The organism is Pediococcus parvulus (genome assembly GCF_964063155.1).
Classification (GTDB): domain Bacteria; phylum Bacillota; class Bacilli; order Lactobacillales; family Lactobacillaceae; genus Pediococcus; species Pediococcus parvulus.
Genome location: NZ_OZ061292.1, coordinates 298,953 through 319,820, shown reverse-complemented (window position 1 = coordinate 319,820; position 20,868 = coordinate 298,953). Strand labels below are relative to the sequence as shown.

20 protein-coding genes are annotated in these 20,868 nt (G+C 39.7%); 8 read left to right on the top strand and 12 right to left on the bottom strand.

The genetic code is table 11. The features are described 5' to 3' along the window. Positions 1-7: 7 nt before the first annotated feature. Complete coding sequence (locus AB3217_RS01510; protein WP_057783365.1) at positions 8-724, bottom strand: GntR family transcriptional regulator; 717 nt, start codon at positions 722-724, stop codon at positions 8-10. Between the two features lie 181 nt (positions 725-905). Here AB3217_RS01510 and AB3217_RS01505 point away from each other — a divergent pair, with 181 nt between their 5' ends. From AB3217_RS01505 to AB3217_RS01495, 3 genes are read left to right on the top strand one after another with little or no spacing between them, the layout of a single operon-like run. After that, positions 906-2,279, top strand: coding sequence for a glycoside hydrolase family 1 protein (locus AB3217_RS01505; RefSeq protein WP_057783367.1), 1,374 nt, complete (start codon positions 906-908; stop codon positions 2,277-2,279). 31 nt (positions 2,280-2,310) lie between these two features. Then, positions 2,311-3,666 carry a PTS sugar transporter subunit IIC gene (locus tag AB3217_RS01500; RefSeq protein WP_367365578.1) on the top strand — a complete coding sequence of 452 codons (1,356 nt, stop codon included), beginning with the start codon at positions 2,311-2,313 and terminating at the stop codon, positions 3,664-3,666. Positions 3,667-3,679: 13 nt separating this feature from the next. Further along, on the top strand, positions 3,680-3,856 hold the full coding sequence (locus AB3217_RS01495; RefSeq protein ID WP_157077560.1) for a hypothetical protein: 177 nt from the start codon (positions 3,680-3,682) through the stop codon (positions 3,854-3,856). Between the two features lie 41 nt (positions 3,857-3,897). On the opposite strand, the gene AB3217_RS01490 is transcribed toward AB3217_RS01495, so the two are convergent. The 4 genes from AB3217_RS01490 to AB3217_RS01475 form a co-directional block, all read right to left on the bottom strand. Further along, the gene (locus tag AB3217_RS01490) at positions 3,898-4,209 is read right to left on the bottom strand and encodes a hypothetical protein (RefSeq protein ID WP_367365577.1); all 312 of its coding nucleotides are present in this window, start codon (positions 4,207-4,209) and stop codon (positions 3,898-3,900) included. A gap of 113 nt (positions 4,210-4,322) precedes the next feature. Then, positions 4,323-5,831 (bottom strand): ribosomal protection-like ABC-F family protein, encoded by a 1,509-nt coding sequence (gene abc-f, locus AB3217_RS01485; protein ID WP_367365576.1) that lies wholly within the window; start codon positions 5,829-5,831, stop codon positions 4,323-4,325. An 805-nt stretch (positions 5,832-6,636) separates the two neighbouring features. Further along, the gene (locus tag AB3217_RS01480; protein ID WP_232310845.1) at positions 6,637-7,518 is read right to left on the bottom strand and encodes an IS3 family transposase; all 882 of its coding nucleotides are present in this window, start codon (positions 7,516-7,518) and stop codon (positions 6,637-6,639) included. Next, the gene (locus tag AB3217_RS01475) at positions 7,515-8,051 is read right to left on the bottom strand and encodes a helix-turn-helix domain-containing protein (protein WP_057785073.1); all 537 of its coding nucleotides are present in this window, start codon (positions 8,049-8,051) and stop codon (positions 7,515-7,517) included. Before AB3217_RS01475 ends, AB3217_RS01480 begins: the two co-directional genes overlap by 4 nt. A gap of 224 nt (positions 8,052-8,275) precedes the next feature. Between AB3217_RS01475 and trpX the strand changes: the two genes are divergently transcribed. From trpX to AB3217_RS01460, 3 genes are read left to right on the top strand one after another with little or no spacing between them, the layout of a single operon-like run. Continuing rightward, positions 8,276-9,268, top strand: coding sequence for a tryptophan ABC transporter substrate-binding protein (gene trpX / locus AB3217_RS01470; RefSeq protein WP_260267132.1), 993 nt, complete (start codon positions 8,276-8,278; stop codon positions 9,266-9,268). Beyond that, on the top strand, positions 9,265-10,191 hold the full coding sequence (locus AB3217_RS01465; protein ID WP_057783373.1) for an ABC transporter permease: 927 nt from the start codon (positions 9,265-9,267) through the stop codon (positions 10,189-10,191). Before trpX ends, AB3217_RS01465 begins: the two co-directional genes overlap by 4 nt. Next, positions 10,184-10,948 carry an ABC transporter ATP-binding protein gene (locus AB3217_RS01460; protein ID WP_367365131.1) on the top strand — a complete coding sequence of 255 codons (765 nt, stop codon included), beginning with the start codon at positions 10,184-10,186 and terminating at the stop codon, positions 10,946-10,948. The genes AB3217_RS01465 and AB3217_RS01460 overlap by 8 nt, the downstream gene beginning before the upstream one ends. Before the next feature lie 133 nt (positions 10,949-11,081). On the opposite strand, the gene AB3217_RS01455 is transcribed toward AB3217_RS01460, so the two are convergent. From AB3217_RS01455 to AB3217_RS01425, 7 genes are all read right to left on the bottom strand, one after another. Next, on the bottom strand, positions 11,082-11,981 hold the full coding sequence (locus AB3217_RS01455; protein WP_229923107.1) for an IS3 family transposase: 900 nt from the start codon (positions 11,979-11,981) through the stop codon (positions 11,082-11,084). Continuing rightward, on the bottom strand, positions 11,978-12,511 hold the full coding sequence (locus AB3217_RS01450; protein ID WP_367365575.1) for a transposase: 534 nt from the start codon (positions 12,509-12,511) through the stop codon (positions 11,978-11,980). The genes AB3217_RS01455 and AB3217_RS01450 overlap by 4 nt, the downstream gene beginning before the upstream one ends. A gap of 746 nt (positions 12,512-13,257) precedes the next feature. After that, entirely contained in the window at positions 13,258-14,793 is a 1,536-nt protein-coding gene (locus tag AB3217_RS01445; protein ID WP_367365574.1) for a multicopper oxidase family protein, read from the bottom strand. 81 nt (positions 14,794-14,874) lie between these two features. Further along, on the bottom strand, positions 14,875-15,324 hold the full coding sequence (locus AB3217_RS01440; protein WP_057783380.1) for a universal stress protein: 450 nt from the start codon (positions 15,322-15,324) through the stop codon (positions 14,875-14,877). 111 nt (positions 15,325-15,435) lie between these two features. Further along, entirely contained in the window at positions 15,436-16,923 is a 1,488-nt protein-coding gene (locus AB3217_RS01435; RefSeq protein ID WP_367365573.1) for a UDP-glucose--hexose-1-phosphate uridylyltransferase, read from the bottom strand. A gap of 14 nt (positions 16,924-16,937) precedes the next feature. Beyond that, a complete protein-coding gene (locus tag AB3217_RS01430) occupies positions 16,938-18,119 on the bottom strand; it encodes a galactokinase (RefSeq protein ID WP_367365572.1) in 1,182 nt (393 codons plus the stop codon). 28 nt (positions 18,120-18,147) lie between these two features. Beyond that, the gene (locus tag AB3217_RS01425; RefSeq protein WP_367365571.1) at positions 18,148-18,384 is read right to left on the bottom strand and encodes a hypothetical protein; all 237 of its coding nucleotides are present in this window, start codon (positions 18,382-18,384) and stop codon (positions 18,148-18,150) included. Positions 18,385-18,732: 348 nt separating this feature from the next. On the opposite strand from AB3217_RS01425, the gene AB3217_RS01420 reads away from it, so the two are divergent. Together AB3217_RS01420 and AB3217_RS01415 are read left to right on the top strand one after the other, a co-directional pair. Beyond that, positions 18,733-19,839 (top strand): ABC transporter ATP-binding protein, encoded by a 1,107-nt coding sequence (locus AB3217_RS01420; RefSeq protein WP_367365570.1) that lies wholly within the window; start codon positions 18,733-18,735, stop codon positions 19,837-19,839. A 40-nt stretch (positions 19,840-19,879) separates the two neighbouring features. After that, positions 19,880-20,866 carry an ABC transporter permease gene (locus tag AB3217_RS01415; RefSeq protein WP_367365569.1) on the top strand — a complete coding sequence of 329 codons (987 nt, stop codon included), beginning with the start codon at positions 19,880-19,882 and terminating at the stop codon, positions 20,864-20,866. Positions 20,867-20,868 lie beyond the last annotated feature (2 nt).

Below are 20,868 nucleotides of genomic sequence, written 5' to 3'. Positions count from 1 at the left end.
CTTTTTGCTATACATTTAAGTCAATGTCGGCCGTAACTTGGTTGGTTTGATAAGGGAAATGAGATTCTGAGAATTCAAAAGGTTCCCCATCTTCCAAATAACTGACCTGTTCAATCACCAAAACGGGTTCATCTTTTTCGACTCCCATGGCTTCAACATCTTTTTGCGTCGCTTTTGCAGCACGCACGATTCGATGAGAACCAGTAATTGTGAGATGACATTCATCGGTTAAATATTGATAAATGGAGTGATGTAAGACATCTTCAGTAATTTCTGCAACCGCTGTTGGCATAATCGTGTGTTCATAACTGTAAACTTTATTATCGATGTAACGCACTCGTTCAATCACATAAACGGGCTCTGTAGAAGAAATCATCAAGCTACTTTGTTCTTCGTTAGTTGGTAAACGCGCATTTAAAGACAAAACCTTACTGGTTACTTTTTTGTTTGGATGAGTATGAGTTGTTCCCAAAGGCTTATCAATGGCATTTCCCATATCATCTAAGTTTTGCATGTAATCTTTGCGCACAAAGGTTCCTGCACCACGTTTTGTATACACGATTCCTTCAATAATTAGGGCCTGAATGGCCTTCCTAATTGTAATTCGGGTCGTCCCAAAGTCCCTTGCCAGCTTATTTTGATCTGGTAGCAACCCCCCTGCTTTAAAGTTTCCATTCACTATTTTTTTTCGAATCTTTTCTGATATTTGCTGATATTTATACATATTTATCCCCACTATTCTTATTATCCCCATTCTAACCTTTTCTCCCCATATTTCATACATCCGTATATTTATAATTTCTAGTTATTTCACAGATGTATATACTTTTTAAATAAAAGCCTTTACATAGAGACGAATATGGATATATAATGAAAGCGTATTCAAGAAAGAGGGAGATTGAATCATGACAAAAGAGATGCCCAAAGGTTTTCTTTGGGGAAATTCAGTATCAAGTATGCAAACGGAAGGAGGTTATAACGAAGGCGGAAAAGGAAAATCCGTCTACGATACATTTCCTGCAACAGAAAACTCTTCAGATTGGAAAGTTGCAATCGATGATTACCACAATTATCCAGAAGATCTCGATCTGATGGCTAATCAAGGAATGAATTGTTATCGATTCCAGATTTCTTGGAGTCGTGTCAATCCAGACGGCGATGGCGAATTTAACGAAGAAGGAATCAAGTTCTACGACAATTTGATTAACGAATTATTGGCACGGCATATTCAACCAATGATTTGTCTCTACCATTTTGATATGCCGCTTCATTTGGCTGAGAAGTATAACGGCTTCTTGGATCGTCATGTGGTTGATTCATTTGTCAATTATGGTAAAAAGATGGTCGATTGCTTTGGTGATCGTGTCAAATATTGGATCACCTTTAACGAGCAAAACTTGTACTCCACTTCGGAAACATTCCGAATTGCCGGCTATCTTAAAGGCGAGCGAACAGATGATGAACTTTACCAAATCTCACATCACGTGATGTTGGCCCATGCAGGAGTTGCCAATTATTTACATAAACAAACTGACAACTTGATTGGTGGCATGTTAGCTTATAGCGAAGTTTATCCTGCATCATCCTTACCAAAGGATGTGCAATATGCACGTCAGATCGACGAATTTTTAAACCGTAATTTGTTAGATGTTTTTGTCCACGGTCGTTATTCAAACGAAGTTCTCACTTTCGTGAAGAATCACGGCATTAACATGGATTTCACTGACGCTGACCAGAACGTATTTAATCAATTATCAAGTGACTTTATTGCATTCAGCTATTATCAAAGCGTCACAATTAGCAGTTCGGTCGTTCCAGATAATACCCTCCCAAATTATTATCTAGACGCTGGCGGCAAAGAAAATCCATTCTTAAAAGTTTCCGAATGGGGATGGTCCATTGACCCACTTGGTTTCCGTGATATTCTCACAAAGACTTACAACAGTTATGGCGTTCCAATGTTTCCAATTGAAAACGGAATTGGTGTCCGTGAAACTTACGATGGTCATGAAATTCAAGATGATTACCGAATCAATTATCACCGTGCACATATCCAAGCAATGAAAGATGCCATGTTTGAAGACGGTGTTCCCGTCATTGGTTATCTGGGTTGGGGTTTGATTGATATTCCAAGTTCATCAGGAAACATGGAAAAACGTTACGGCATGGTTTATGTCAACCGTGGTAATCACGATTTACGTGACATGAAACGAATTCCAAAGAAGAGTTATGGTTGGTTTAAAAAAGTCATCGCCTCAAACGGAAATGACTTAGCGTAAATTGTTTTAATATAAAAGGAGGAAAAAACTTATGAGTGAAGATAAGAACCAAAGCTCAAGCGAAAAACTTGAGAACTCGGGTTTTATTGCAAAGTTTACCGAAGTCTCCGTTAAAGTCGGTAACTGGGTTTACCTTCGATCATTACGTGATGCTTTCGCGGTTATTTTACCCGTCTTTATCATCGCTGGTCTTGGTGTATTGCTCAATAATACCGTATTCACATGGATCTTCCATGGTGAAACTTTAGCAAAGGTCCAGGTTTTCGGAAATGCCATTAATAATGGTACCTTACAGGTTGCCGGTTTGTTGGTAGCCCCTATGATTGGATATGCACTTGCTAAAAATAAGGGCTTCTCTAACCCAATCGCTGCATCTGCCATGTCATTAGCTTGTTTAATGATCATGATGCCTCAGACGGTTTCTCTAGGAACTGTTGCCTCAGCTGGTGCAAAAATGTCAGCTGTTACTGGCGGTCTTAGTTACTTAAACACCGGTACACAAGGTATGTTTGGTGGTATTATTGTTGGATTACTTGCAACTGGTATTTTTATTAAGTTATCAAGTTACAAGAGTTTACAGATCCATTTAGGCGATAACGTTCCGCCTGCAGTTTCTTCATCATTTAGTGTTTTACTACCCGCTTTAATCTTAATGTCATTATTCGCTTTGATTGCTGCGTTACTTGCAGGCTTCTTCAATGCCGATTTGATCAACTTAATTAAGACTTGGGTTCAGGAACCATTACGTGGTTTCAATACTAACATTGTTGGATTTTGTGTAATTTATACAGCTGCCAACTTCCTATTTACTTTAGGTATTCACCAAACTGTTATTTCTGGTACTTTGATGGATCCTCTAGTTTTAATCAATATGAATGCTAACATGACTGCATATGCAACTTCACATTCATTCGCACATATTCCAAACATCATCACTACTTCATTTGTAAGTAGCTACGCTATGATTGGTGGTTCAGGAAGTACAATTTCTTTGATTATTGCTATTTTAATTTTCAGTAAGGTTAAATCTTCACGTCAAGTTGCTAACTTATCATTAGCTCCTGGACTGTTCAATATTAACGAACCAATGATCTTTGGTTATCCAATTGTCTTCAACTTACCAATGATGATTCCATTCATCTTGTTCCCAACTATTGGTAGTATTATTGGCTACTACGCAACCCTCGTTGGTTTGGTACGACGAACCGTCGTGTTAGTACCTTGGACTACTCCACCACTAATTGGCCCTTATCTAGCAACTGCCGGTGATTGGCGTGCACCTGTTGTGCAATTTGTTATCATCGCACTTGGTGTTGTTCTCTACCTTCCATTTATGAAGATCAGTGAACGTGTTGCAAAGGTACAAGCTGAAGAACAAAATGCTTAGGTCGTGAATAACTATGAACAGAAAAATCATTATCAGTTTAATCGGTGCAATATTTATGTTATTGCTGTCAATCATTGATTTCGTCTCGTTTGGCCTTACAATTACTACCGTAAGTACAATTGCAATCTTTATTCTGTTCAGCTATGATCTTTACAAAGCTTGGAAGCTTAAAGAAGAGAAATCAAAATAAACAAAAATGGTGATCCGCTTAATTGCGAATCGCCATTTTTTTTAGCCTAAAACAAATTCATATTTGCGTTGCATTCCCATGAACAATACTTCTTTGTTGACCTCTTTGATGACATACTTGCCAGCATTTGTTGCCTGAATTTCTTTGCCTACCTGATAAGCATCCCCATTCAGAACTTCTAATTTCCCAGTTTCGTAAAACCAAACATACGTGTAGAACACTTTAGTGTCGTCTTCTGTAGGGAGCACCTTCATTGAAATTGATTTGTTAGCGCGCATCAACAGCCATAGCGGAACGAAGATACAAAAAATACCAATAATCGTTAATACAGCGGTATAAATTAAATGAACCATTTTTAAAAATCCCCTTAAATTTGTATATACTTATAAAGCTCAAAGTATATTTGTTTAATTCATTTTATCATATCTCGCATTTAGATACTGCCATTTTTCAGAATTAGGCTCATTTATCCAACCGTTTTCAGCTCCACCACATCCGTTGTCACATGCTGGATAAACTCCCGGTCGTGTTCCACGATCAGCATAGAGGGTTTAACCGTTTTAATCAGGGTTTCTAACTGTTCTTGATTAAAAATATCCAGATAATTCAACGGTTCATCCCACAAATAGAATTCCGCCGGCACCGACAATGATTTTGCCAACTCCACTTTCTTTTGCTGTCCCATACTCATGTGCTCAATTTTAGTTGTAAACACATTGCGTTCGAGCCCCAATTTATGGAGATTATTCAAAAACTCCTGATAATCTAGGTGATTTGTTTCCGCAAATTCAGTTAACGTACCTCGGTTGTCGTCATAACTTTGGCGCACGTAACTAACGTTTAAATGTTGTGGTTGCCCGATTTCACCAGAGACCTTGCCGGCAAACTGACCAAGAATTGCCCGAATCAAGGTGGATTTTCCTGCACCATTGGGGCCAACGATTCCCACCCGATTGCCTTTTTTAATCTCAAACGAAATGGGATCAAACAAGGAACTTTCAGAATCTGGATAACTCAAGGTAAGATCTTTAACCGTCAACAATCGATCATGATGGGTTGGCACAAAATTCATTGACAGCGGATCAATATATTCAATATTTTTCAGCAGCTTTTCTTTTTCCTGAATATCTTTTTGCATGTGTTTTTGCAAGGTTAACGCTCGCTTCATGGTACGCGCTGCCCGGGCTCCAATCGCGCCTGTATCGCCAATTGATCCACTTCCCTTAACGTGGGGATTTCCATATTTTTCGCTTTCTTTAGAACGTGACCATTCCGCCTTTTCAGCCGCTGTCTGTTTCAACCGGGAAATGCTCTTCTTAAGTTTGGCATTTTCCATCTCTTCATGTGTATCACTCAACTTTTTTTGGGCTTCGTAAGTGGCAAAATTGCCCTGATACATTAAAATATTGGACTTTTCGATTGAGAGAATATGGTCGGCTGTGTCATCGACAAACTTGCGGTCATGACTAATCACAATGAAACCCTGTTTCTTATGTTTCAAATAATTAGCTACCTGCTCACGAGCTTTAATATCCAAATGATTAGTCGGTTCATCAATCAAAGGAAAATTCACAGTTTGAGTAAATAAACTAGCCAGGAGAACTTTGGTTTGTTCACCACCGGACAATGTAGTAAAGGCTCGCCACAAAATATCAGGATCAGTTCCCAATAAATTCAGTTCGCGTTCTACTTTCCACTGCTCAGTAACACCCAAATCGTTTAAGACGAAGAAGGTAAGTTGCTGTGGATTCTTAATTGTTTGGGGGAAATAATCAAAGGCTAAATTGGCACTAATTTGTCCTTGATAATTTAATTTATTTTGGAGAAGATTCAAAAAAGTTGTTTTACCGCGGCCATTGCGCCCTATCAATCCTAGTTTCCAGTTACTATCCAGGTTTAAATTGACGTGATCAAACAGCAAACTCCCCTGCGTATCATAGCCAAATGTTAGATTTTTAATTTCAATTTTAGACATATAAATTCCTCATTTTTTCTAGCTTTTTCAGGCCGACTAAAAATGAGCATACAAAAAGGACCTGCCCATCGAGAAAGATTAGCCAATCCTGAAAAGCTGCACAGTCCACCCTATGACAGGTGCACTAACAGGTTCAACAGAATTAACTTAATTTCTCAATGGCAGATCCCTCACTTTTATAATTTTTCTAAAGTATAGCACGGTTTGTAATTCACGTCCATTTTGGAATAACTATGGTAAAACCAATTTATGAAATCAGAGGAACTACCACTTTCCTAATCTGTATGATTGATATGTGTTGAATCCATCTGAAAATTGAGTTATCCTTCTCTTTTCAAGAACACTTTCTTAATATGTTATTTATTGATTTAGCACTTCAAAAATTCTATAATATGGGTGTAATCAAAAAGGATCAAGATTTATGCGACTAAATCCTGATCCAATAGCTTACCGTTTAAGACGGTGGACTTTTACAACAACTTAAATATGAATTAAGCCTCTGGTAACTGTCCAAAGTTTGAGAGGCTTTTTTCATACCCAGGCACACCTCAAAAAAATTTCAAATTTATCTTGACACTCATCAAAAACTTACCTATACTCAGAATCAATTAATAAAGAAAGTTGGTTACGCATATGACAAAGACAAACACACAACTGAATAATCGTTGGCAAAGCCGGTAATTAGGTTGTGATTGTCTTTTGGCAAGATACGACCTGGATGCATACAGATCGTATCTGTGCCGGCTAACTTTGACGTAGAAAAAAGCCCGCATGGTGAAGTGAACCCTTAAAATTGGACAAATTGTTAAGCTGCTTTTTGAACGGCGAGTTCTCGGTATTTTACCGGGGGCTTGCCGTTTAATTTTGTTTTGATACGACGGTTGTTATAGAAGTCTATCCAATCTTTCATTGCTTGAATTAGGCTAGTTTTATCTTCAAAATGTTCATCCATCATTTCTGCTTTCATAATATGAAAGAATGACTCCATTACTGCATTATCAAGGCAAGTCGCTTTACGAGACATACTTTGGAATGCATGATGTTCTTTCAAGAGCGTTCGCCATTGGCGATGTTGATACTGAAAGCCTTGGTCAGTATGAACTGTTGTCCGATAATTTAGTGCCGGAAGTCCTTCTAAAGCTTCTTTGAGCGGTTTAATGGCGAATTCAACTGTTGGATGTTCACTTATATTAAATGCTAAAATTTCTCCAGAGAATAAATCTAGTACCGGTTCCAAATAAACGCGTTCATTTGTTCCCATAGATCCATATCGAAATTCACTGACGTCTGCTACAAGTTTTTGATAGGGTCTGTCGGTCTTAAAGCGACGCTTTAACCGATTAGGGGCAATCCTACCAACTAATCCTTTATACGAGTTATATTTACGAGTTTGGCGATTAAAGGCATGACATATCCAGGCATGTTCTTGCATAATACGTAAAACCCGCTTGTGATTTATCTGAAATCCTAAATCATGCAGAGCACTTGTAATTCGACGGTACCCGTACTTCTTTGTGTATTTTAAATCTTGTTGTCGAATTTCATCAATTGCTTGAATAACTTGATCGTCATTGAATTTTCGACCTTCATGATTTCGAGTGTAGTAATACGTGCTACGCGGTATTTTAATTACTTTGAGAATCAATTTAATTGATACTTGGAATATTTGCCTCAACTCAGTCGCTATTTTCGAGATTTCCTTTGTGCTGATTTTTTCCGAGCTAAGGCTTCTAATTTTTTTAAGTATTCATTCTCAATCTTCAACATTTGATTCTCTTTTTGGAGTTGCTTTAAAGTATCTTTTGTTGTTGAGTTGTCCTTTTGGACAACTGGTTTAGCGTTCTCATTCTTGTGTTTTGCCATATTTTTCGAGTTGCCTCGCTTTCGCTCAAGCCCTTTAATTCCTAATGTCTCAAATCGCTTTTCCCATTGCCAAATTGTACTTGGCGAGGATAAATTAAAGTGTAAGGCGGTTACTGGAAGTGAGGCCTGATTTTGTTTCCTCCAGTTTAATACATCAACTTTAAACTGACTAGTGTATTCTAAGTCCATGGCTTTTGGCTGAAGTCCTTTAATACCAAATCTTTCAAATCGCTGAATCCAAATTGAAACGGTAGCCTTGCTGCCAATCCCATACTTTCTCGCTAGTGAATAAGCTGCCTGACCACTTAAATACTCGGTGACAATCTTAACTTTAAAATCGAAATTAAATTTACTCATAAATGAAACCCCCAAAATTGGATTTTTCTGTCCAACCTTGGGGGTTCACTTTATGGATTATAATATTCATGTGGGTTTTGTTTTCGATTTATTAAGAACAATCCTGCAATGGGATTGTTCTTTTTTCTTTCTAAAAAATTCAATTCCATGGGCAGGTCATTAATTTTGAGTAGTGAATAGTAAGAAGCAAAGTTTCAAAACATATAATACGAGGAGTTAACCATATGAAACGCTTAATCACATTTATCGCAGCAATTTTTATTTTTCTAGGTTTTGCATTTTTTCAAAGTAACACCAAACAAACTGCCAAGCCAAAGATCCCCACAGTTGGCCTTCTGCAACTTATGAATCAACCAGCCCTGGCACAAATTCAAAAGGGAGTCATCGCGGGACTCAAAGATGAAGGCTATGTCAAAGGTAAAACGGTCAAGATCGATTATCAAAATGCTCAGGGAAATCAAAGTAACCTGAAATCCATGAGTGAGAAGTTCGAGAACGAAAATGCCGATTTAATGATTGGGATTACAACCCCCTCATCACTCGCTTTAGCTGATGTGACCAAGAAAACGCCAATCGTTTTAGGGGCCGTCACCGATCCTAAAGGTGCCGGGCTAGTCAAAAACGAGGATCATCCTGAGGCCAACATTACCGGTGTTTCCGATCAGGCGCCACTAAAAGAACAACTTGGTTTAATTCGAAAACTAATGCCAAAACTTAAGACACTTGGCATTATCTATACTTCCAGCGATAATTCAGCGGTTGCACAGTACAAATTGTTTACTAAGCTTTGCCGGCAAGAAAACGTTAAATACAAAGTTTACTCGATTTCTAATTCTAATGATTTGAACCAAGTTTCACAGACCATGTTACAAAATGTCGATGCCGTCTACGTCCCCACTGACAATACAATTGCCGGTGCTATGCAGACTCTCGTCAAAAATGCGAATAACGCTAACGTACCGATCTTCCCCGCGGTTGATACCATGGTCAAACAAGGTGGCGTGGCAACCTACAGCGTTAACCAATACAAATTGGGCATTATGACTGGCCGCATGGCTGGCCGTTTACTTAAGGGTAAGAAAATTAGCAAAACACCAGTAGAATACGTCAAACATGGTGAATTAACTATTAATTTAAAGCAGGCCAAGAAATTAGGAATTCACATTCCTGACTCATTACTTAAAACGGCCAAAACGGAAGGGGAGTTATTCAAATGAGTTTAATAACATCTGCAATCGGACAAGGTTTCCTCTGGGGTATTTTGGGAATTGGACTGTTTCTAACTTTCCGAATTCTCGATTTCCCTGACATGACAGTTGAAGGCACATTTCCCATGGGCGCCGCAGTCTGTGTGGCCGCAATTACCCACGGCGTGTCACCTATTTTAGCTACCCTCCTAGCAATTCTGGTTGGGATGCTGGCAGGTTTAGCAACCGGACTTTTGTACACCAAAGGTCGCATTCCTATCTTGTTAGCCGGCATTTTGGTCATGACCGCTTGCTATTCGATTAACTTGCGCATTATGGGCACTTCCAACATCTCCTTGCTGGGAAAACAAAGTTTATTCACCAATTCGTTTTTAGAGTCTTTGCCTAAATATTTCGACAGTGTCTCCCTTGGCTTGTTGATTGTCATCATTGTGACCATCGTGTTAGGTATGTTTCTCCAAACTAACTTGGGTCAAGCTTTCATCGCAACTGGCGATAATGAAACCATGGCAAAATCGCTTGGCATTCATATTGATAGCATGAAGATCATGGGTTTAATGGTTTCAAACGGCTTGATCGCCCTATCTGGTGCTTTAGTTGCTCAAAGTGATGGCTATGCCGACGTCAACATGGGAATCGGAATCATCGTTATCGGGTTAGCTTCCATCATCATCGGCGAAGTGGTTTTCGGTAACTTATCCATGAATCAGCGGTTAATCGCCGTGACTTGCGGTAGCATTTTATACCGTTTTGTCTTGTTGATCGTGTTGCAACTCGGGTTCAGTACAAACGATTTGAACTTAATTTCTTCCATTGTATTAGCGCTGTGCTTGATGTTACCAACCTTCCGCACTGCTTTGCATTTAGACCGATTTGTTAAAAATAGCGTTAAAACGCCACTCCCAGATAAGAAGGTGCGAGATCATGACTAATCCAATTTTAGAACTGCAAAACGTGACCACTTATGTAAATCGCCATACCCCCGATGAGCAAAAGATTCTTCGTGGCATTAATTTAAAAGTGTACCCCGGTGATTTCATCACGATCCTAGGATCAAACGGAGCCGGAAAATCCACCTTGTTTAATACGATTGGTGGCAACTTAGCCGTTGATGAAGGCCAAATTTTGGTCAAAGGCCAGAACATCACCCACCTTTCAGAAGAAAAACGAACGCGTTTCCTTAGCCGAGTTTTTCAAGATCCTAAGTTAGGTACAGCACCGCGAATGACAGTATCCGAAAACCTTTTGTTAGCAGAAAAACGTGGTGCCCGTCGTGGATTGGTTTTCCGCGGTTTAAAACGTCAAATGTCCCATTTTAAAGAAATAACCGGAACTATGGAAAATGATCTCAGCCATCGCTTAAACACTCCCGCTGGCGAGCTTTCTGGTGGTCAACGGCAGGCTTTAAGTTTCTTGATGGCGACGATTAAACGACCTGATATTTTATTACTGGATGAACATACAGCTGCTCTGGATCCCAAAACTAGCCAAGAGTTATTGCAGGCTACTGACGATCGAATCAAAGAGGATAAACTAACTTGTTTGATGATCACCCACCATTTGGAAGATGCTTTAAAATATGGTAATCGTTTGATTGTTTTGGACAAGGGCCAGATTAAAATCGACGTTTCTGGTGAAGACAAACAGAAGCTGACGATCGATGATTTGTACGAATATTTTGAAATTTAGAGAGGCATTTATACCTAGTTCAAAAAGTTAACTCCACTTTTTTCAGCACCTAAAATATCCATAAGCAAAAATCCACCACCGCCAAAAATTTTGGCTAAAGTGCAACACAAAAGTTAGACAAAATTGAATATTTTTAAACTGCTAAGGCATGTTCCCTGTATTCGCAGGGAGTCATGCCTTTTGTTTTCTGTGATATTCGTCGATTGTTAAACCAATCGACGTAATTCTTTGTGATTTCCTTGAATTCTCCAATATCTTTACACTGTGGAAATCCATTAAGACATTCTGTTTTAAGAAGATGAAAGAAGCTTTCAATTGGCGCATTATCAAGACAGTTTCCCTTACGAGACATGCTTTGTATAAATTTTTTTTCAGAGAGTTTATCGGTATAGTAATTCAATTGGTAATGCCAACCTTGATCTGAATGAATTATTGGTTTTATTCCTTCCGGAATATTTTCTGTGAGTTCATCGAGTGTATCCATAATTAGTTTACTGTTAGGACTATTACTTACTTGAAATGCTAAAACTTCCTTGCTTGCTTCGTCAGTAATAGCTGAAACGTAAGCCCACTTAGTATCGGCCAAGCGTACTTGTGTAACATCGGTATGTAATACTTTGAAAGGTACGGTTTCATTAAAATGCTGATGTAGAACATTACGGGCCACTTTTCCAACTGTACCTTTATAAGATGAATATCTACCATTTCTGTGGCGGTTATAAAGGCTTACTTGAACATTTAATTCATCCATCAAACGACGCACTACGGCGTCTGATAGATGGATATCTAATTTAATGAGCTCTTCTTGAACGCGACGATAACCGTAGGTTAGACGTCCGCGATATCTTCCGCTTTCGGCAATTTTTAGTATCTCTACTTTTACATCTTCATACTTATCTACATAATTTTTGATACGTTTACGTTCATCATGATAAGTCGCTTTCTTAAGTCCAATGGTCTTAAGAATATCGCCGACTTTATACCGGTTAGATTTCGGAAGAGACTCTTGTTCGACCCTGATCTGATCAACTATTTGTGTTTTCTTTCGTCCTTTGAGGTTCCGAACAGGGTCATTGATTTTTTTAAGATTTCGTTCTCCAATTTTGCATCATATAATTCTTGATTCTTTTTCGTCAATTCTTCACGAAGTTGATCGATTTTGTTCTTGTTTACTAACTTACGTAATTTCTTCTTATTATGTTTCACTTTGGTTTTTCTGCCTTTCGGATGAGGCTTCAAGGCTTCTATACCATACTGATTGAAGGCTGTCCTCCAAAGACTGATTTGACAAGAATTAACATCAAATTTTGCGGATACTTCGGCTAAAGTTTCATCATGAGTTTGATAGTAGTTTATCACATCAACTTTAAACTCAACTGAGAAACTTCGTTTAACTCTTCTTCGTTTAAGAGCGTCTGCGCCGCTCAAACGAAAGTTTTGTATCCATCTACCTACTTGTATTCGAGGCAAGTTACGTTTCTTTGAAAGAAGACTGATACTAATGTCACCTTGAAGATATTCACTAACGACTTCTGCTTTTAATTCTGAACTATATTTGACCATAGAAAAAGTGCTCCATAACTGTTAGATTTCTTGTCTAACAATTATGGAGCACTTTAGGCAGGTAGTGGATTTTTTTGTTTATTTATTGAAAGTATCAAAATTACTATATCAGTGTGTTGATTGCAAACATTAGACTTACTCTGGAAGCAAATGGGTTCAGTAGTGTCGTTTATCTTAGCAGGTTTCGCTTAGATAAAGGCCGAGCTTGGAGACGTGGTTTGCGGCTCCAAGTCGTGCCCACTATTCCGCCTAGTAATGATGATTTTCGTTCCGAAAATCTTTCTTGCTCCTGTCGATGTCGATTCTTGTGGCAAGCTCGGCCGCAAGAACTCGCACTATTCCGCCTAGTAATGATGATTTTCGTTCCGAAAATCTTTCTTGCTCCTGTCGATGTCGATTCTTGTGGCAAGCTCGGCCGCAAGAACTCGCACTATCCCGCCTAGTAATGATGATTTTCGTTCCGAAAATCTTTCTTGCTCCTGTCGATGTCGATTCTTGTGGCAAGCTTGGCCGCAAGAACTCGCACTATTCCGCCTAGTAATGATGATTTTCGTTCCGAAAATCTTTCTTGCTCCAGTCGATGTCGATTCTTGTGGCAAGCTTGGCCGCAAGAACTCGCACTACGTTCCAGCCCAAATTTGCTAGAAGACGGAAATTTAATCTAATTTTGATACTATGAACGTTTTCGTATCAAGCATCAAGATAAGTTTTTGTAGTTTCAACCTTTAGTTACTTAGAATTTAGCCTTACATCTTCATGCCCATTTTTTCATAGGATCCCATGCCACCAAGCCACAAATCTTTTGGTTCAATGTTGTTTTCCTTCGCGAAGGCATGCATCAAAGTATCCATATCCATCAACTTATAGGTCTTTGGATGGTCTGGATCATACGACTCAATCTGCGCCATCATACCACCATCTTCGTGTTCAATAATATGACAGTGATACATATAGACACCGGTGTACTCAAATCGCACTTTAATCTGAACATGTTCATCTGGATTGACACTTACCGTATCCTTCCAACCATACTCGTTTGGATATGGCGCATGCCCATTTCTGGAAACGACCAAAAATTGAGTTCCGTGAATATGGAAAGGATGAATCATGCCCCCCACCATATCGTTGGTATTGGTCACATCCCATAAAACGACATCACCAACTTTTTGACGCGCATCAATACGTTGCATGTTAAACTTCTTGCCATCAATTGCAACTTCTTCGTCCATCCCAGACATCACTACATGGCGCGTTTTGGTCCCTGGTGTAACGGTCAAATTAGGTTGATCAACCAAATGATCTGGCAACTTTGTCTCGTCTTTGGCAAATTGGTGAATGCGGAAATGAACCAACGGCACATCATCTGACATTAACGCCACTTCATCGCCATCGTGATACTTGCCGAAATCAACGATAAACTCATCCCGTTCGGCACAGGTCAGCATGACTTTAGTGAAATAGACCGGTTCTGGCATAATACCACCATCAGAAGCTACTTGGGCAAACTCCAAGTCATCATTAAAATGCAGACGGAACTCCCGCCGGTTAGCACCATCCAGCACACGTAAACGAACACGTTGGGTCGTGACATCAATATAAGGATTGATCGTTCCGTTGATCATTGGGGTTTTACCCTGAACGCCATCGGGATCATAATCTGCCTTATAATCCCACTGATTATCCTCGTGGAAATTGCGGTCTTGCAAAACTAGTGGAAAGTCGTCCACGCCATAATTACGTGGTAAAGGTAATTTGGATTCCACATCGTCTTGAACAACTACTGGAGTTGCCAAGCCGTGCCAAACTTGCTGGGCAGTTGATGGGCATGGATGCGCATGAAGCCAAAGCGTTGCCGCTGGCTGATTGCAAACAAATTCAATGTCACTGGATTCACCTGGATAAACAGGCGCATGACAGCCGCCATCAATATATGGCCCCGGCACATTTAAACCATGCCAGTGAAAGGTAGTCAGTTCATGGAGATCATTTTTCAACGTGATATGAATGGTCTTTCCCCGTTTGAAGATAATCGTTTTGCCTAACAAACTGCCGTTATAACCCCAGGTCTTCGTTTTCGGACCAGGTAATAATTGCGTTTCACCCTCTTCGGCCGTCACGGTGTAATACATATCCGTGTCGGTTTCCTTATCAGGCTGCAAAACTGCCGGTACATGCAGCTTTTGTTGCGGTGTCGTCGGCTCTTCAAGCGGCACATATCCGCCATCATGCGTATTCCATGCTGGCTCATCAAAAAAATAATCGTTATAAACTTGCTTTGCCATTATTTCAAGCCTTCTTTTAGAATTATTTGCTTCTAATAATCATTCTAACTACTTATAAACTAAAATTCAAACGCCTCTGTACTAACGAATAACCAATACGGAAACTGGTGAATACTTTGCCATATAGGATGCCTGACTACCAAAGTAACGTGCAACTCCGGACTTAGATGAAGAACCAATAACTAACAAATCCGGATTAACGTGCGGAATCACATCTTTTACAATCGTTTCACCGGCATCACCTTCAGCCGTGTAGGTTTCAACTTTCCGAATACCAAATTCTTCCGCAATTTTTCGATAACCTTGTAAATGTTTTTCAAGTTCATCACGTTTGTCTAAAATATAATCTTTATTCAACGCTTGGTAAATATTGATATCATCCTGTTCTAAAATAGACACAATATCGAGTTCGGCATTGTCTTGCTTAGCTCGATTCATCGCAAATCGAAATGCCAACTGTGCATCTGGGGAATCATCAACCCCAACTAATATTTTTGAAAATCGTTTTGGATCTAAGCGGCTTTCGCTCATCTTAAAATTCCCCCAATTGCATATTATTTAACATCCTAATTTTAACATCTTTTAGGCATTTCAACGAGTAAAGGGCTTACAGTTTTTGCTATGAAACTGGTCACGTCTTGGCTAATGTTCGGTTGCGTTAACCTTTTGAATAAACTGCTTAAACCCTGCTTGCCCATCTGGAGTACGTTTGAAAACTCCGGCATCCTCCAAAACACGTAAAAAGACGTGGCCCACTTCTTGATCCACAATCTGTTCGACGTTTGCTGTCGTGAAATCATGCTTAGCTTGTAAACGTTCGGCCCATGTTTGATGGTAGGTTTTCATTTTATTAGGCTGGTTTAACAAGTAACGTTCCACTTCCTGCAATTCGTTCTTCAGGCGCGCCGGCAAAATAGCTCGGCCCATAACCTCAATCAGACCGATATTTTCTTTTTTTATGTGTTGCACATCTTGATGCGGATGAAAGATTCCGTCTGGGTATTGTTTTGACGTTTGATTATCTCGCAACACCAAATCCATCTCAAATCGCCCCGCGCGTTTTCGGACAATCGGGGTAATGGTGTGATGCTGCACCCCCTCAGTTTCATGCAGAATATCACGTTTAGGATCGTCATATTCTTGCCAAACTCTTAAAATTTTGGTTGCCGCATCCACTAAACTCGATTCTGACCCACTCTTCAGGCGAATCACCGACATCGGCCATTTCACAATACCGGCCGAAACATTCGCAAACCCGGTCAATTCAAATGGTGTTTCAACTGCCGCTACCGCCATTGGAAACTCGTGCTTACCACCTTGATAATGATCGTGGCTCAGCATTGAACCGCCAACAATTGGTAAGTCTGCATTGCTACCGACAAAATAATCTGGAAAGTATTTTACAATCACCATTAAGTTCTGAAAGGTAGGCCGATCAATGTGCATTGGCCGATGCTCATCTGAAATAAAGATGCAGTGCTCCGCAAAATAAGCGTACGGCGAATACTGAAAGCCCCACGTTTCTCCATCCAATTGCATGCGCACAATTCGGTGATTGCCTCGTGCTGGATAGCCGACTCGGCCCTCGTAACCTTCATTTTCCATGCACAACTGACACTGCGGATAACTCGTTGAAACCGTCGTTTGAGCCAACGCAATCGCCCGTGGATCCTTTTCTGGTTTAGATAAATTAATTGTAATTTCCAATTTGCCATAGTCAGTTGGCACTGGAAACTCAATATTCTTGGCGATTGCCCGTGTTTTAATATAATCATTTTCACGACTTAACTTATAAAAGTAACCCGTCGCCGACTGCGGGCTTTTTTGATACAGATCCCAAAACTTAGTATTTACTTGATAAGGCGTTGAGGTCACGAAGTCCATAAGATCAGCACCTAAAATTTCCCGTTCCGTTGGGTTATCTTGAATCTTGCCATTTTGGATGGCCGTTTCAATCAACAAATCATGCAGCTGCAACAAATCAACGGCGGTTTGTTTAGACGTCAATGACTGTTCACCGACCAACGCAAAAATTCGGTTAATCAAATAGCGCCGGTCCAATTCATGATAGGTACCCCTTTTCAGGATTTCATCCACAAATTGATCGACTAATTTAGGTTCATTTTTCACTCTTACTTACCTCTTCACAATTGAGTGGGTCCGTCGGCAATTTCAGCCACATAAAAATCAGCCGCATACCCAATTTTTTCTTTGTAAACTTTACCAACTTCAGCTTCAAAAGCAGCCACTCGCTCTTTATCCACGATGGCAATCGCACAACCACCGTAGCCGCCACCAATCATACGGGCGCCAAGAACGCCAGGTTGCTGCCAAGCTGTGTGAGCCAAAGTATCAAGTTCTTTACCGGTAACATCAAAGTCGTACTGTAAAGAAACATGAGAAGCGTTCACCAAACGACCAAACTTGGCCAAATCTTGATCCTTTAAAGCAGTCATTGCTTCACCAACTCGTTGATTTTCGAAAACGGCATGGCGGGCCCGCTTGAGGAGCGGTTCGCTTTGAATTAAGTAAGCATACTCATCAAATGTTTCTTTATCCAAGGCACCTAAAGTTGGTGTATCAATGCCAGTCTGTAGTTGTTTTAAGGCTTCGTCACATTGTTGGCGGTGCTCGTTATATTTTGAGTCTGCCAACTCCCGCCGTTTATTGGTATTCATGATAATGATGACATGATTGCCCAGTTTCAAAGGCACATGTTCATATTTAAGGGTATTGGTATCCAACAACACGGCGTTATCTTTTTTGCCCATTTCTACAGCAAATTGATCCATAATGCCAGAATTAAGGCCAATAAACTGATTTTCAACTTTCACACCAGTTTTCACCATATCAATCGGATCCACTTGTAACTGAAATTCATCTTGGAAAATCTTGCCAAATAACATCTCTAAGGAAGCTGAAGATGATAACCCAGCGCCATCAGGCAGATTGCCGACAATGTAGACATTTAAACCAGTGGTGATTTTTGCACCATCTTCCATCAAATAGCGCAACATGCCTTTTGGATAATTCGTCCACATGTTGCCGACTTTTTCTTGAATTTCAGAAGTTCCTAACGTTGAAACTTGGACACCTTGGTCAGCGAAGTTTTTAGAATACAAATGAAATTCATTATCTGTCCGTGGTTTGACGGCTGCGAAGGTCCCTAAACTAATAGCACAAGGAAACACGCGGCCCCCATTGTAATCAGTATGTTCTCCAATTAAGTTAATCCGTCCAGGTGCAAAGTAAAAATGCGCTGGTGATTCTTTAAAAATACTTTTGTAACCGTTTTCTAAACTCTGTACAGAAATTTCTGTGCTCATTTAATTAACCCCTTTTATATGCTACGAGCTAGTCCCAGGTAATCGCCTCAACATCGCTTGGACGATCTTTTTGTGTAATCAAATAACTAATGGCCCCGTGAAATGACAGCATGCCAACCGCTCCAGCTTCGTTGAATTTAATTGTTGAGCCAGAGGAAATATGAGCCAAAACGTCCTCTTCTGCTTCTTCGAGATCGGCAAAATCCCGATAGAACGTAATAACGCGACCATTTTCATAAGATAATTTAATTTCAAATTGTTTCAATTTATAAACCCCTTTCTTTTTCTATATAGGTTTATCATATCATAATTGAATTTCTAATTACTTGAAATCCTAAAATCTCCTTCACATAATTCTCACCTAATAGCTCTGAATATTACGTTTTTGTAACAGCGCTTTCAAGTTTATTTATACTTCTTCATTTGCATTTTTTAATTAAACGCTATTGTACTAAGTCTTAGGCATTGTTAAACCATTTTTAAAATTCATATATTCAAGCTCATCTATAAATATAATTTATTATCTTGATAGTCAAATCATTTGATGAGACTGTTGTATTCTGATATTCTTCTGATATGAATTAGCTAATTCTTATAAGCGGAGGCTTAAATAATGGTTGAAATCAACTTGGATCATATTTATAAACAATATGCTGGAAATGATAATTACTCAGTCACTGATTTTAATTTACACATTAAAGATCAGGAATTCATTGTATTTGTCGGTCCTTCCGGATGTGGTAAATCGACGACCATCCGAATGATTGCCGGTCTTGAAGACATTACAGATGGCGAACTCAAAATGGATGGCAAAGTCATTAACGATGTTGCCCCAAAAGATCGTGATATCGCCATGGTCTTCCAAAACTACGCACTGTATCCCAATATGACCGTCTATGACAATATGGCATTTAGTTTAAAAATCCAGCACATCAATAAAGCTGAAGTAAAAAAGCGGGTTGATAACGCTGCTGAAATACTCGGCCTTGAAGATTTCTTAGACCGTAAACCAGCCGCCCTATCTGGTGGCCAAAGACAACGCGTTGCTTTAGGCCGGGCAATTGTACGAAAAGCCAAATTGTTTTTGCTGGATGAACCCCTATCAAATTTGGATGCAAAATTACGGGTGTCCATGCGTGCCCAAATTGCGCAACTGCATCAGCGTTTAAAAACCAACATGATTTATGTCACTCATGATCAAGTGGAAGCAATGACGATGGCTGATCGAATCGTGCTGACAAAACAAGGGACCATTCAACAGGTCGGAACTCCCTTCGAACTCTACAATCAGCCGGTCAATAAATTCGTGGCTAGTTTTATGGGATCCCCTTCAATGAATTTTTTTGAAGTTCAATTACACGAAGACAGAGTAAGCACTTTAAATCATCACCTTGATGTTCAGGTCACACCAGAAAAACTGACTGTATTGCGCGACAAAGGTTACGATCAAAAAACTATCATAATGGGTATCCGTGCTGAAGACATTCACACAGACCAAAGCCTTTTAGAAAAGTTTGCTGGTGCACAGGTCGATGCAAAAGTAGAGGTATCAGAATTGCTAGGCGTGGAATCCATGCTTTACGTCATGGCAGGACCGCATGAATTCGTTGCTAAGGTGAGCGCACAAAATAGTCATCGACCAGAAGAAGTCATTCGAATGGCATTTGATATGACCCGCGCGCATTTTTTCGATCTAGAAACACAAGAAACTATCGGCTAAACCATCAATTGAATTCTGCAATTCACGAAGGGAGATAACTATGCAAGATACAAACACAGCCATAAATCCCACAATAAAACGCAAAAAACGTCGGCATCGGCCAAGCTTTGCAACGCAATTTAAAAACAATTGGCCGTTATTGTTGTTTGTTATTCCAGGTGCAATTTGGATGATCTTTTTCTTCTATATCCCTATTTTGGCCAATGTCGTTGCTTTCCAAGATTTTCATTTTTCCGCTGACGGTTTTCTAGCCAGTTTACAAAGTAGTTCTTGGGTTGGTTTTAAGAATTTTGAGTTTCTATTTTCTTCAAATGCAGCCTGGATCATTACTCGAAATACCCTTCTATATAATCTAGGTTTTATTGTTTTAAATTTGATCATTTCTGTTTTTTTCGCCGTTGTTATGAGTCAATTACGCAATAAACGGTTGATCAAACTTTACCAAACTTCCATGTTGCTCCCCTACTTTCTTTCATGGGTAGTCATTAGCTACTTTGTTTACGCGTTTATTAGTCCTAATCAAGGGTTAATCAACTCGTTAATCACAGGTTCTGGTGGTAAGGGGATCAGTTGGTACAATGCCCCTCAATTTTGGCCATTCATTCTCCTTTTCATTGGAACTTGGAAAAGTATCGGCTATAACAGTATTTTATACTTCGCAAGTGCGATGAGTGTTGATCCCACATTATATGAAGCGGCTGAGATTGACGGTGCAAACAAATGGCAGCAAATTAAACATGTCACGATCCCGGCGTTAGTTCCCTTAATGACCTTGATGACCATTCTAGCAATTGGCAACATTTTCCGTGCTGATTTTGGACTTTTTTACCAAGTCCCACAGAATTCAGGTAGCTTGTACAATGTAACTTCCGTTTTAGATACCTACATCTTCAATGGTTTAACCTCAACTGGAGATATCGGTATGTCGAGTGCCGCCGCCCTTTATCAATCATTCGTCGGTTTTGCGCTCTTAATGATTAGCAATGCGGTTGTCCGTAAAATCGATCCTGATTCAGCATTATTCTAGGA

What these genes read in the sequence shown, in the direction of transcription:
- AB3217_RS01510 (WP_057783365.1), bottom strand. Translation starts at nt 724, where the DNA reads ATGTATAAATATCAGCAAATATCAGAAAAGATTCGAAAAAAAATAGTG.
- AB3217_RS01505 (WP_057783367.1), top strand. Translation starts at nt 906, where the DNA reads ATGACAAAAGAGATGCCCAAAGGTTTTCTTTGGGGAAATTCAGTATCA.
- AB3217_RS01500 (WP_367365578.1), top strand. Translation starts at nt 2,311, where the DNA reads ATGAGTGAAGATAAGAACCAAAGCTCAAGCGAAAAACTTGAGAACTCG.
- AB3217_RS01495 (WP_157077560.1), top strand. Translation starts at nt 3,680, where the DNA reads ATGAACAGAAAAATCATTATCAGTTTAATCGGTGCAATATTTATGTTA.
- AB3217_RS01490 (WP_367365577.1), bottom strand. Translation starts at nt 4,209, where the DNA reads ATGGTTCATTTAATTTATACCGCTGTATTAACGATTATTGGTATTTTT.
- abc-f (WP_367365576.1), bottom strand. Translation starts at nt 5,831, where the DNA reads ATGTCTAAAATTGAAATTAAAAATCTAACATTTGGCTATGATACGCAG.
- AB3217_RS01475 (WP_057785073.1), bottom strand. Translation starts at nt 8,051, where the DNA reads ATGAGTAAATTTAATTTCGATTTTAAAGTTAAGATTGTCACCGAGTAT.
- trpX (WP_260267132.1), top strand. Translation starts at nt 8,276, where the DNA reads ATGAAACGCTTAATCACATTTATCGCAGCAATTTTTATTTTTCTAGGT.
- AB3217_RS01465 (WP_057783373.1), top strand. Translation starts at nt 9,265, where the DNA reads ATGAGTTTAATAACATCTGCAATCGGACAAGGTTTCCTCTGGGGTATT.
- AB3217_RS01460 (WP_367365131.1), top strand. Translation starts at nt 10,184, where the DNA reads ATGACTAATCCAATTTTAGAACTGCAAAACGTGACCACTTATGTAAAT.
- AB3217_RS01450 (WP_367365575.1), bottom strand. Translation starts at nt 12,511, where the DNA reads ATGGTCAAATATAGTTCAGAATTAAAAGCAGAAGTCGTTAGTGAATAT.
- AB3217_RS01445 (WP_367365574.1), bottom strand. Translation starts at nt 14,793, where the DNA reads ATGGCAAAGCAAGTTTATAACGATTATTTTTTTGATGAGCCAGCATGG.
- AB3217_RS01440 (WP_057783380.1), bottom strand. Translation starts at nt 15,324, where the DNA reads ATGAGCGAAAGCCGCTTAGATCCAAAACGATTTTCAAAAATATTAGTT.
- AB3217_RS01430 (WP_367365572.1), bottom strand. Translation starts at nt 18,119, where the DNA reads ATGAGCACAGAAATTTCTGTACAGAGTTTAGAAAACGGTTACAAAAGT.
- AB3217_RS01420 (WP_367365570.1), top strand. Translation starts at nt 18,733, where the DNA reads ATGGTTGAAATCAACTTGGATCATATTTATAAACAATATGCTGGAAAT.
- AB3217_RS01415 (WP_367365569.1), top strand. Translation starts at nt 19,880, where the DNA reads ATGCAAGATACAAACACAGCCATAAATCCCACAATAAAACGCAAAAAA.